This window comes from Flavobacterium flavigenum (genome assembly GCF_027111255.2).
Lineage (GTDB): Bacteria > Bacteroidota > Bacteroidia > Flavobacteriales > Flavobacteriaceae > Flavobacterium > Flavobacterium flavigenum.
Map to the genome: position 1 here is coordinate 3,855,121 of NZ_CP114285.2, position 12,508 is coordinate 3,867,628.

Here is a 12,508-nt window from a genome sequence, read left to right on the forward strand (position 1 = left end):
TCAATTCAGGTCTATTCTAGCCATTTTTGTCATTCCGAAGAATGAGGAATCTCCGCAAGTAACTCGACAATCAAAATAAAAAAACCTTAGTTCGTATTGAATTAAGGTTTTTTTATGGGCATGCCCCGCAGAAAAAGCGGGTCGGGCTATTCGTTGCAATCTTTTTGTTTTTAAAGAAAAAACAAAAAGGATTTTCACTGCTATCCCTCATGTTCCATAAGTCTTTGAGAAAAATTGTCAGAACAATTGCTGATGATTTGGCAAGTTTTCAATTCTTCAACGTTCGTCTGAATTTTTATTTCGCAATTTTTATGTTTATCAAAATATCTATACTCGTCAATTACTTTGTCTTTTACTATATAAGATTTGCTCCAAACTGCAGTTCCAGTCATCCGTGAGGTTTTTCCAGTGGTCAATTTTTTTGTTATTAAATGAAAGTAAAGTCCATTATGGGCAGTTAATTCCCCAATGAGAGTTTGTTCGGTTTCGTTTTCGATTAAAGTAAATGTTGCAGGACCAAACTTGTAATTTCGATCTGACGGTTTCATTATTTGGGGTTTGGGCTTCTCGCATCGAACGAAAAGTAAAATTGCAAATAAAAATGTAATACAAATTCTCATAGGATAATGTTAATTTCGTTTGCAGCTAACTTAGAAATTTGTGGTAAACTTTAATCTACATCCCCTTCAACTGCTCCAAATAATCCCTCTGATTCGAAAGCCTCGGAATCTTATGCTGCCCGCCTAATTTATCACGTTCCTTCAGCCAGTCATAAAATAAATTTTCTCTTGCAACATTAATCACCAAAGGATTTAACGTCATATTGTTGTAGCGTTTCGCTTCGTAATCAGAGTTTAAAGTCTGTAAAGTTTCATCCAGAACTTTTTGGAAGAGACCAACATCAGCCGGTTTTTGTTTGAATTCGATCATCCATTCGTGGGCGCCTTTTTCTTTGTCCTGCATAAAAATTGGGGCAACAGTGTAATCAATGACTTCGGTTTTGGTGATTTCGCAGGCTTTGGCAATCGCCTGATCCGTATTTTCGACCATCAGTTCTTCACCAAAAACATTGATATGATGTTTGGTTCTTCCTGTAACCCTTATTCTGTATGGATTTAAAGAAGTAAAACGAACCGTATCGCCAATCAAATAACGCCATAATCCGGAATTGGTGGTAATAACGATAGCGTAGTTTTTATTCAGTTCGACATCGGCCAAACGGATTACTTTTTGATCCGGCGTTCCGTAAGTGTCCATCGGAATAAATTCGTAGAAAATGCCGTAATCCAGCATTAGCAATAGATCACTGGAATTGTTCAGATCCTGAATGGCAAAAAAGCCTTCGGAGGCGTTGTATATTTCGTAGTATTTAAAATCCTTGCTCGGCAGGATTTTCTTGTATTGTTCTTTATAAGGAGAAAAACTTACCCCACCGTGAAAATACACTTCAAGATTCGGCCAAAGCTCCAATAAGTTTCCTTTTCCAGTGTTTTCTAAAACCCTGTTCATCAGAACCAGCATCCACGACGGAACTCCGGCAAAACTGGTTACATTTTCATTTTTGGTTTCATTGATGATAGCTGTAATTTTACTTTCCCATTCGGTCATTAGCGAAGTCTTGCTGCTTGGTGTACTGCTGAATTCGGCCCAAATAGGCATATTTTCAATCAATATTGCTGATAAATCGCCAAAAAAAGTATTGTTGTTTTCGTAAATCTGGGAACTTCCTCCTAAGCGAAGACTCTTTCCTACAAACAGCTGTGAATCTTCGTTGTTATTCAGATACATACAAAGTAGATCCTTACTTCCTTTGTAGTGACAGTCTTCAAGGGCTTCACTGCTTACCGGAATAAATTTACTTTTAGCATTGGTAGTTCCGCTCGATTTGGCAAACCATTTTATAGGACTTTCCCAAAAAACACCCTGTTCTCCCTGTCGTGTACGCTCAATTAGAGGCTGTAATTCTTCGTAACCAGAAACCGGAACTCTTTCAGCAAAGGTTTTATAAGAGCTTATTGAAGCAAAATCATATTGTTTTCCAATAATCGTATTTTCTGAAGCGGTCAATAAATTATGCAGCAGCTCTTCCTGAACCTCATTTGGATATTTTAAAAAAAGTTCAATTTGATGTATTCTTTGTTTGAGAACCCAGGATGCAAAAGAATTTATTATGGATAGAGGCATGAAGAATGTATTTAGATTTTAGATTTTAAGTTACTAATATTTACTATAAATGCAAATACCGGAAATTTAAAATTTGAATATCGGCAGACAAAAATGTAACTTTGTTGCTATTCAAAAATAGTGTTTTTTTGCAAAAAACAATTTATTTAGGAATAAAGATTCGACACAAAAAGAATGAAATTTAACTGTTAAATTATTTATTCTGAAAAGTAATTTATCTCTAAAATCAGCAATAAAAATCTTATGACCTACGAAGGAGTACTTACAAAAATGCAAACCGAATTCGGTGCCCCAATTCAATATTATCTGGTTTTCGAAGATAGTTTTTTAAACATGAATCAGTTATTGAATAAGGAAATCGAAATTAATTTTGCAGGTTACCAGTGTTTGAATTGCTGTAAAAAGAAAAAAATATTCCGTCAGGGATTTTGTTATGATTGTTTTTATTCAAGTCCAGCAGTGGGTGACTGGATTATGAGACCAGAACTCAGCACGGCACATTTAGGAATCGCAGACCGTGATTTAGAATATGAACAAAAAGTTCAATTGCAGCCTCATGTGGTTTATCTGGCTGTAGCAAGCGAAATAAAAGTGGGCGTCACCCGTAAAACACAAATACCGACCAGATGGATAGATCAGGGGGCAAGTCAGGCAATTGCTATAGTTGAGGTTCCGAATCGATATCTGGCAGGAATTACAGAGGTTGCTTTAAAAAATCATTATACTGACAAAACAAATTGGAGAAAAATGCTCCAAAATCCAACAGAGACTTTCGACTTAATTGCTGAGAAAGTTAAAGTCCAAAATCTGATTCCGAATGAAGCTAAGGAATACTTTTACAGCCAAAAAGAAGATGTGTACAATTTGCATTATCCGGTTTTACATTATCCGGCAAAAGTTGCAAGTTTAAATTTGGACAAAACACCTTCTTTTCAGGGAAAATTAATGGGTATAAAGGGACAATACTTAATTTTTGAAAATGGTACTGTTTTTAATATCCGCGGTTCCGAAGGTTATTTGGTTACAATAAACGTCTAGCATACTACCTCATTCGTCTATTCTTATTAACGGCTTGTATAATAATTAGTTGAACAATTAATTACAGTTGTATTTTTGACTTTAGGGTAGGTCATGTGAATTTTGATAAATTTTGTTACAATTTTATAATAATTTGATATTGATCGATTTATATTTTTAAAAGCTTTGGTGAATTAATTTTGTAAAGATTACAATGAAGCTTTTTTTTTAATAATGCAAATCAAAATAAATTAATTATAAAATGGGAATTTTAGGTAAAATAAATGTTTTGAGACGTGCATTAATGCGAACTCTGACAAAGAATATTGGAAAATCAAATGCAGAACAAAGCATCACTCTGGTCAACAAAAACGAAATTAAAAGAATTTTAATTTGCAGACCCAATGCCAGATTAGGAAATCTTTTACTGATTACACCTTTTGTTCAGGAATTAGAGGAAATGTTTCCAAATTGTAAAATTGATTTGTTTGTAAAAGGTTTTTTGGCTCCGATTATTTTTGAGAATTATGATTGTGTAGACAGGATAATAAAATTGCCTAAAAAGCCTTTCAGTAATCTTTTTCAATATTTTAAAGTCTGGGTTTCTTTGAAAAAGTATAAATACGATATTGCTATAAATGTAGATCAGGGTTCTTCCTCTGGGCGTCTTGGAGTCAAATTCTCTAATTCTAAATTTAAGTTTTTTGGTGATTTGCCTTTTTCGGCTAATTTATATCATGGTGATTATACCCACATTGCTAAATACCCTATTTATCATTTACGGGATTATTTAACCAAATTAGGATTTGAGAAAAGAGAAGATCCTATTGCACCTTTAGATCTTAAATTAACGCCTGTTGAAATTGTTGAAGGAAAGAAAAAATTGAATACTCTGGTGAAGAATTATAAAAAAACGATCTGCATATTTACTTACGCTACAGGTCCAAAATGCTTATCAGAAGCCTGGTGGGAAAATTTTTATACCAGTTTAAAATCCGAATATAAAAATTGTAATATTATCGAAATCCTCCCAATAGAAAACGTTTCTCAGATTGGTTTTAAAGTGCCAACATTTTATAGTAAAGATATTCGCGAAATTGGATCTGTAATTTCAAATGCTGATTTGTTCATAGGGGCTGACAGCGGAATCATGCATCTTTCGAGCGCTGTCCATACTCCGACAGTAGGGCTTTTTTCAGTTTCAAACTTAAAGAAATATGAACCTTATGACAATAATAGTTTTGGAATAGATGTAAATAGCTTTTCTGAAAAAGAATATTTTAAAATTTTCAGCACTATTTTAGACAATGGAAAATCAGGAATCTATTCTAAAGCAATTTAAAAGATAAAAAAAAGGTCAATCTAATCTGATTGACCTTTCCTTTCTCTAGTTGATTATTTTTTCTTTTTAAACAAACCATTCAATAAATCACTGGCTTTAGCTTTAACTTCTTCATTCGTCTTTGCCTTATTTTCAGCATCGGTTTTTGTAGTGTCTTTTGACTTACTGTTCTTATTGAGTAAATCGTTAAGTGCAGCAGCACCTTTTTGGGTTAATTTTTCTTTTTGTTGGCTTACCACCTGACTGGTAAGATTATTAACCGCTGTTTTAGTATCAATAGCCACTTTTGGGTTTGAAAAATTACCCGTTATCAAACCTGAAATTGGAATATTTTCCAGTTTTGCGGCATCAGCAGGCGATAATTTAGAAAGAAAAGCATTTGCCTCCTTACCTAAATATTTGGCAGGAACATCTAATTTTAAATTATAATTCATGGTTTGGTCAAAACCGTGAGTTCCGTCAACAGTAACTTTAATATCCTGATATTTAATATCAAATGGTTTTACTTTTACTTTACCGTCTTCAAAAGATAAAGCCATTTTCAGGTCATTCAAATTCAGTTTATTGACATCAATAAAATTTACTTTCGAACTCAAAGAATTCAATAAAGTCGAATTTTTGGCATTTACAGTTGTTGAAAGTAGTTGTCCTAATAAATCACCAGAAATGGAAGCTAAGTTTGGAGTCAGTTCCTTCGCATCTAAATTTCCGTTTAATTTAATTGTCGAATTCAGCTTACCATTAATAATTCCTGCAATTGGCGCAATTTTTTTCATCATATCCAGCTGCGTAAAAGTCTGAGCAATATCAACCTGATTAAAACCTAAATTCATGTCAAAGGTTGGTACTTTAGTTTTTGTAGAAACAGCACCGCTTAAGCCAATTGTGCCACCAAAAATAGAAGTTTTGAAATTTTCTAAAGTGGCTTTTTCATCTTTAATGATTAATTTTCCTGAAACCGCAGTCAGTTTTAAATTATCATATAAAACAGTATTTGCTTTTGCATTTAAAGTACAATTTAAAAACGCAGGAATTTTCATTGCGTCTGCAGGTTTTGCAGCCGTTTTTGTTTCAGTTTTTGCTTCACCACCTGCAGTTGTAGCTTTTGCAGGTTCTCCGGAAGTCATAAAATCATCAACAGCTAATTGGTTTGAACTCATATTGAAGTTTCCTTTCAGTTCTTGTTTCTTAAACATAAAACCATAGAAGTTTTCCAAAATCCCATTAATAGCAATATCACTTCTTCCGGTAGTGGCATTAAACTGTTTTAAATTGATTTTACTTGGGTTGAACTCCACCATTGCTGTGCTTATGTTCATCGATTTGTTATTCTCATCTGTATATTTAAATCCGGACAGACTCATTGTTCCGGCATTTTTGATGTTTTGATACTGGCTTTTTTCTACGGATGCCATATCAAAGTTCGTCGTTACATCCGCTTTTAAAATACCTGCCAAAGGTTTGTCCAGTTTAATTGGATATGCTTTTGAAAGATTTGCCAGATTGATCGTTCCTTTTAAAGCCGCATCAACAATAGGATTTACGGTTACGTTTTTTACATTCGCTTTTGCGCTGAAAATATCCTGGTCAATTCTAAACGAAAGTTTGTCCAGATTTACATAAGTGTCATTTAGGATACCGGTTTCATTGATGATTTTGGTATCAATTACGATATTCTGAACTGATTTTGGTAAGTTAGGATATTGGAATGAAGCATTGTTTGATGCAATCGCAATATTGAATTTTGGAACCGTTGTGTCAGTCAGTTCTCCTTTTGCAAAACCAACAACGGTAAAATCCCCGGTTGTTTTAACGCCATCAAGACTTGCAGCATAAGCTGAAGGAATTAATCCCAGGAAATTGGTAAACGATGATGTTGGGGTTTTGAATTTCAAATCATAAATCTGTGCTTTTTCAGCCATTTGAATAAAACCGTCAAATTCTAAAGGTAACTGATTGATTAAAGCTTTGTTTTCTTTAAAAGTGTATTTGCTTTGCTCTAAATCAATTCCTAAAACAGCATCCAGAGTCAGTTTTACATTTTTAAGATAATTCATTTTATCCATGTCCAAAGAAACGTTGGCTGTAGATTTTGTAGTCAGATCAAGTTTTGAATTGGTAAAATCTCCTGTCCCTTCATGATTCAGGCTGTCGATTACCATTTTTATTTTTGAGCCCTGATCGATATATCTGAAAGTGAAATTTTCAATTTTATAATTCTGTATTTTTAAAGAAAGAGGATCGCTTTTGCCATCTGATTTGGTTTCTTTTTCGTCTTTCAAAGCAATATCAAAATTTCCAACTCCATCTTTGTTGAAAATAATATTAATTAAACCATTTTGAGAACTGATTCCCTCAATGTTTAACGGTTCTTCTTTTCCTTTAAAAAGTTCTTTAATGCTCATTTTTAAATCCAGCTCCCCTAGTGAAACCAAAGTATCTCCTTCAAAAGGGGCTTTGTTGATGATCAATAGCTTTTCAATCGAAACACTGGCGTTTGGAAAGTTTTTAAACAAACTTAAATCTGCGTCAGCAAAACTTACTTTTGCATCGACGCTTTTGTTGATGGCTTCAGCAATTTTAGCTTTAATCTGATCTTTGAAAAGATACGGAACAGCAAATAGTGCAGCAACCAGAACTACAAGTACAATTCCTGTGATTTTTAAAATTTTCTTTAACATAACTATTTAATATTTGGGGTTTGAATAGACAAAAATGATAAATGATTGTAGCAAAAATAGCTTTTTATAGCGGAGCTTTTTTGTAATTTTTTGATAAATTCAATAAAAAAATCCGTTTGAGTTTATTATTTCAAACGGATTTAATTTAATTTTTATTGTCATTTCTGAATAAATGAAACTATTTTGGAAGTCAGGGTTTCAGAAATCGGGAGTGTTTCATTATTATAACTTTCAAAATTGGCCTGCTGGTCGCCTTCAATAACTTTCAGGATATGATTCATTTTGTCAATGATTAGCAATTCAGAATTTGGATTGGCTTTGGATAAATTTTCAGCATCCTGCACGGTTACCTGCAGATCTTTGTTTCCCTGCAGAATTAAAACCGGGATCGAAAGTTTCTTTATTTCGGTCTGCGGATTGTATTTGAACCACGAAATTAAGTAAGGCTGGATAGCGGGTCTGAAAAGCGAATTAAGCATTGGGTCGACATTCTTTACTATTTTGCCGTTTTTCAGGCTGTCGATAATAGGGAAAGTCATATCTTCAATCTGCTTCATTCCTTTGGAAGAAATTTGTGTCTTTAAAATTTTATCGGCTGCATCACCTGCCCCGGCAATTGAGATAAATTTGTCTGCTTTTGTCCCGGCAATCATTCCAATTAATGATCCTTCACTATGACCAATTACAATTATTTTAGAAAAACGTTTGTCTTGTTTTAGTAAATTAATCCAGCTTTTTGCATCTTCAGTATAATTTTCAAAAACCAGACCTGCTTCTGAAGGTGCCGCAGCTTTGCTTTCAGCAATTCCTCTTTTATCATAACGTAATGATGCAATTCCGTTTTTTGCTAAAACTTCGGCTAGCATTTTTAATGAATTGTTTTTCATCATAGGATTGTTTCCGTTTCTGTCTGTTGGTCCTGAACCGGCAATTATTAAGGCGACCGGGCATTTTTTGGATACATCCGGAACAGTCAGGGTGCCGTACAACTGATCAATATTTATTTTTAAGACAATCGGAGATTCCTTAAATGTGATTTCTTTTTTATCCTGTGCACTAACAAAACTTAGAATAAAAACGGTAAGAAGAAGAATTATTTTATTCATTTGCTTAAATTATTTGATGTTGATGCTGTAAGGCATTATGGCCTGGGCGCCTTTTAATTTTTGAAGTCTTTTGATGTGCTCAATAAGTAAATAATTCTCTTCGCCAATTTCTTCTTTTATGAAAGTTTCTTTAGACTGAGCAAATGGAAGACCTGAAAGGAGATCATTTAAATTCTTCTCATATTCAGGATAATTTTGCGTACTGTAGGATTTTATTTTGGCAATTTTGGCAGCTTCTGCAATAGCATCATTTAGACCGCCAATTTTATCCACTAAACCAATTTTTAAAGCTTCAGAACCTGACCACACCCTTCCCTGTGCAATTGCATCTACTTGTGCAAAAGTCATTTTTCGGCCTTCAGCAACGTGCGTTACGAAAGTATTGTAAATGTTCTCAACACTTTCTAATGTAAAGGCTTTGAAATTTTCATCCACAGGTACAAACGGGCTGTAATTAGCCGAATTTTCATGTGTTTTTACCTGCTCGGTATTGATTCCTAATTTGTTTGCCAACGGACTGAAATTCGGTAAAACTCCAAAAACGCCAATTGAACCTGTGATTGTATTTTTTTCAGCAAAAATTTTATTCGCATTGCAGGCAATGTAATAACCACCCGATGCAGCATAATTACCCATAGAAACCACTACAGGTTTTACTTTTTTTGTAATCTCAATTTCTCTCCAGATCAAATCAGATGTCAGCGCACTTCCGCCTGGGCTGTCAACTCTTAAAACAATAGCTTTTACATCTTCATTTTCTCTTGCTTCCTTTAATGAACGGCGCATCGACCCTTCACCAATTTGATTGACATCACCTTCACCGCTTCCAATTTCGCCCTGAGCGTATATAATTGCAATCTCATCGGTTGCAGTATTGGTCAAAGCTGTAGTGATGTAATTTTGTGTGTAATCTGAAATTGATATTTTGTTATACTCCTCATCGCCGGTTACTTTTAAAGCTTTTTTAATGGCATTATGATACACGTCTTCATAGGCTACAATGTCAACCAAATGTTGGGCTTTTGCCATTTCAGGGGTCCTTGCTAATAATCCGTTTGCAATTTCGTTTAATTTAGAAACAGGGATATTGCGGCTTTTTGAAATATCAGTTACAACAGTTGACCAAATCGAATTTAAAAGAGCGGTAATCTGCTCTCTGTTGGCATCGCTCATTTTGTTTTCAAGGAACGGCTCAACAGCGCTTTTGTATTTACCATGGCGAATGACTTCCATATGGATACCTGTTTTTTCCTGAAAATCCTTAAAGAACATTACTTCAGAAGAAAGTCCTTTAAAGTCAAGGTCACCAACAGGATTCAAATAAACGGTATTGGCCACGGAGTTCAGATAGTATTCTTTTTGAGAATACGTATTAGCATAAGCCCAGACAAATTTCCCTGATTTTTTGAAACTTTCCAGCGCATCTCTCAAAGCTTTATATTGCGCCAGTCCTAAGGAAGATTCATCGTTTAGTATCGAGATTCCTTTAATTTTATCATCGGTTTTTGCCGCTTCAATAGCATTGACTACATCTGTTAAACCAATTTTTCCATCTTTTGAGAATTGCGTTACCCAGGGGTCTGTAAATTTTCCGGTGTAGTCATTATTGATTCCCTTTAAATCTAATTCAATAACCGAATCAGCCTTTACTGTTACGCTGTCGTCACCTCCAAAAATAGTTCCGATAAGTATTACTCCAAAAAAGAATAACATGATAAAAACAAAAATACCAATTACAGTGGCAACTACATTTCCTAAGAATTTCATAAATATATTTTTTTAATAAGTAGCTAAAACAGACGTTTCGTTACATATTTTTTTTACAAACAAATCGAATTCACTTTTGAACCCGTCACACAAATATATTGCTAATTCTAAAATAGTTTTAGTTAATTTGCATTAATTATGAAATCACAGCACCAGGTCGTTTTATCTATAGGCAGCAATCAGGGAAACCGGTTGGAGAATATCCAAAGTTGTATTAATTTGATACATCAGGACATTGGGGCTGTAATTCAGGTTTCAAAATTATATGAAACACCTGCGTGGGGGTTTGAAAGTGATGCTTTTTATAATTGTGCATTGCTTTTGCACAGTAATTCTTCAGCACAAAAGATACTCAGTCAGGTGCTGAAAGTAGAAAAACAGTTAGGCCGCATACGTACTGATCAGCAGGGGTATCAATCCCGGATTATTGATATTGATCTGATTGTTTTTGATGATCAGATAATTGAAACAGAAAAGTTACAGATTCCGCATCCGCTGATGCAAAACCGGAAGTTTGTTTTATTGCCGATGCAGGATTTGGAATTGAACTGGAGACACCCGGTTCTTCAAAAAACAGTTTCTGAATTAGTTGTCATTACACCAGATGATAGCGTTTGTACAGTCGTTCAGGACTTAAAAAATCCATTGGAAGAAATTCCGCTGGAAAAGTTTAATTATATCGCTTTTGAGGGAAATATTGGCGCAGGAAAAACCACTTTGGTGCAAAAAATCGCTGAAGATTTTAATGCAAAAACCGTTTTGGAACGATTTGCAGATAATCCGTTTTTACCGAAATTTTATAAAGACCAGAACCGATATGCTTTTCCGTTGGAAATGTCTTTTCTGGCGGATCGTTATCAGCAATTGTCTGATGATTTGGCGCAGTTTGATTTATTTAAAGATTTTGTAATTGCCGATTATCATATTTTTAAGTCGCTGATTTTTGCAAAGATTACACTTGCTGAAGATGAATATCGCCTGTACCGAAACTTGTTTGATATCATTTATAAAGAAATGCCAAAGCCGGATTTGTACGTTTATTTGTATCAGAATACAGCCAGATTGCTTCAAAACATTAAAAAACGTGGTCGAAGTTATGAACAAAATATTTCAGCTGAATATTTGGATAAAATCAATAACGGCTATTTAGAATATATTAAATCCCAAACCGATCTGAATGTTTTGATCATTGATGTTTCAGATCATGATTTTGTAAAGAAACATGAAGATTATCTTTTTATATTGAATGAAATTCAGAAAGTAATTAAATAATTAGAAAATTGGTCAATCAGATTATCTGCAAATATTTAAATAAAGCTAATTTTTTTAAATAAATCCCAAACAACGATTCCTGCACTTACGGCTATATTTAAAGAATGTTTTGTGCCTAATTGCGGAATTTCAATGCATCCATCGCAAATTGCTACAGCTTCCTGGGCAACTCCATATACTTCATTTCCGAAAACTAAAGCATATTTCTGTTTTTTCTCTACTTTAAAATCCTGAAGAAAAATAGCACTTTCTACTTGTTCAATAGCAAGAGTTAATATTTTTTCTTTTTTTAGGTTTTCAATCACTTCCAAAACATTTTCATGATGTTCCCATGCAACAGTTTCAGTAGCGCCAAGAGCTGTTTTGTGAATTTCTTTATTTGGAGGTGTAGCTGTAATGCCGCACAAAATTATTTTCTCTACCAGAAAGGCATCAGCGGTTCTAAATACTGATCCGATGTTGTGTAAACTCCGAATATCGTCTAACACTAAAATCAGGGGTGTTTTCTCTGATTTTTTAAAATCATCAATCGATTTTCTGTCTAGTTCACTATTTTCAAGTTTTCTCATTGAGTTCAATTATGGTCATAAAAAAAGCTTCCAAAGATAAGGAAGCTTTTTCGATTATTTTATTGTTTTCAGATTAGCTTTTTACAGGATCTGGTAAAACTGTACCTTTAATAGTTAAAGTTTTTGTTGGCTGCCCTTCAGCATTAGAAGTAACAGTTACAGTTTTTGTAAAAGCACCAACTCTGTCAGTAGCATATTTTACACCAATTACACCTTTAGCTCCCGGAGCAATTGGTTCTTTTGGTGTAGTAGGTACTGTACACCCACAAGATCCCTGAGTATTAGTAATAATCAATGGTTTTGTTCCGTTGTTTACAAATACAAATTGACGGTTACCATCAGCATTGTGAGCGATAGTTCCGTAATCAATAGTTTCGTTTTCAAAAACCATTCCGGCTCCCTGGACTTTAGCAGTTTTTGCTGTAGCAGCCTTTTTAGTAGTTTGAGCATTAGAAGCTGTAATACCAGCTACAGCTAACATAGCGAATAAAATTATTTTTTTCATCTTTAAAGTGTCTTTGTTTTTAATGATGAAACAAATCTATGTAAAAATCTGATATCTGTGCTTAA

General features: G+C 34.1%; 10 protein-coding genes. 3 read left to right on the forward strand and 7 right to left on the reverse strand.

Going from position 1 to position 12,508, the window contains the following annotated elements; genetic code table 11:
* Positions 1–200 precede the first annotated feature (200 nt).
* Positions 201–548 carry a hypothetical protein gene (locus tag OZP09_RS16035; protein WP_269234720.1) on the reverse strand — a complete coding sequence of 116 codons (348 nt, stop codon included), beginning with the start codon at positions 546–548 and terminating at the stop codon, positions 201–203.
* 127 nt (positions 549–675) lie between these two features.
* A complete protein-coding gene (locus OZP09_RS16040) occupies positions 676–2,184 on the reverse strand; it encodes a GH3 auxin-responsive promoter family protein (RefSeq protein WP_269234721.1) in 1,509 nt (502 codons plus the stop codon).
* 243 nt (positions 2,185–2,427) lie between these two features.
* Here OZP09_RS16040 and OZP09_RS16045 point away from each other — a divergent pair, with 243 nt between their 5' ends.
* Positions 2,428–3,222, forward strand: coding sequence for a DUF2797 domain-containing protein (locus OZP09_RS16045; protein ID WP_269234722.1), 795 nt, complete (start codon positions 2,428–2,430; stop codon positions 3,220–3,222).
* 241 nt (positions 3,223–3,463) lie between these two features.
* Positions 3,464–4,543, forward strand: a complete 1,080-nt coding sequence (locus OZP09_RS16050) for a glycosyltransferase family 9 protein (RefSeq protein ID WP_269234723.1) — start codon at positions 3,464–3,466, stop codon at positions 4,541–4,543.
* Between the two features lie 53 nt (positions 4,544–4,596).
* Here OZP09_RS16050 and OZP09_RS16055 read toward each other — a convergent pair whose 3' ends face one another.
* From OZP09_RS16055 to sppA, 3 genes are all read right to left on the reverse strand, one after another.
* Positions 4,597–7,224 carry an AsmA-like C-terminal region-containing protein gene (locus tag OZP09_RS16055; RefSeq protein WP_281309654.1) on the reverse strand — a complete coding sequence of 876 codons (2,628 nt, stop codon included), beginning with the start codon at positions 7,222–7,224 and terminating at the stop codon, positions 4,597–4,599.
* A 158-nt stretch (positions 7,225–7,382) separates the two neighbouring features.
* Entirely contained in the window at positions 7,383–8,330 is a 948-nt protein-coding gene (locus OZP09_RS16060; protein WP_281309655.1) for an alpha/beta hydrolase family protein, read from the reverse strand.
* 9 nt (positions 8,331–8,339) lie between these two features.
* Entirely contained in the window at positions 8,340–10,097 is a 1,758-nt protein-coding gene (gene sppA / locus OZP09_RS16065) for a signal peptide peptidase SppA (protein WP_269234726.1), read from the reverse strand.
* A gap of 138 nt (positions 10,098–10,235) precedes the next feature.
* On the opposite strand from sppA, the gene folK reads away from it, so the two are divergent.
* A complete protein-coding gene (gene folK / locus OZP09_RS16070; RefSeq protein ID WP_269234727.1) occupies positions 10,236–11,369 on the forward strand; it encodes a 2-amino-4-hydroxy-6-hydroxymethyldihydropteridine diphosphokinase in 1,134 nt (377 codons plus the stop codon).
* A 35-nt stretch (positions 11,370–11,404) separates the two neighbouring features.
* Here folK and OZP09_RS16075 read toward each other — a convergent pair whose 3' ends face one another.
* Positions 11,405–11,938, reverse strand: a complete 534-nt coding sequence (locus OZP09_RS16075; protein WP_269234728.1) for an RNA methyltransferase — start codon at positions 11,936–11,938, stop codon at positions 11,405–11,407.
* Between the two features lie 73 nt (positions 11,939–12,011).
* The gene (locus tag OZP09_RS16080) at positions 12,012–12,443 is read right to left on the reverse strand and encodes a DUF1573 domain-containing protein (protein ID WP_269234729.1); all 432 of its coding nucleotides are present in this window, start codon (positions 12,441–12,443) and stop codon (positions 12,012–12,014) included.
* Positions 12,444–12,508 lie beyond the last annotated feature (65 nt).